The sequence below is a fragment of the Streptobacillus felis genome, from assembly GCF_001559775.1.
Lineage (GTDB): Bacteria > Fusobacteriota > Fusobacteriia > Fusobacteriales > Leptotrichiaceae > Streptobacillus > Streptobacillus felis.
In genome coordinates, this window is record NZ_LOHX01000033.1 from 1 (window position 1) to 248 (window position 248).

1 protein-coding gene is annotated in these 248 nt (G+C 28.6%); it reads right to left on the reverse strand.

Annotated features, from left to right (window positions below):
* On the reverse strand, positions 1 to 248 hold a 248-nt coding region (locus tag AYC60_RS08805; protein WP_197416911.1), incomplete at both ends, for a hypothetical protein.

The window sequence follows — 248 nt, forward strand, 5'->3', positions numbered from 1 at the left end:
TTATTTTATCTCTATTTGTAAAATCTTCTTCTACCTTAACATTTAGATTATTTGTCTTTATTTCCTCTATTTTAGCTTGTGTCTTTGATTCTAATGTTAAATCTTTTGAAGTTATACTTTTAACTCCTATACCTGATTTTGTTGCTACTATCTTTACTACATCTCCATGTATAGAACCTATTATGTCGGCACTTACCTTTATGCCTTCTTCACCTGCTATTGTTGTTACTTTTAATTCTTTTCCCTTT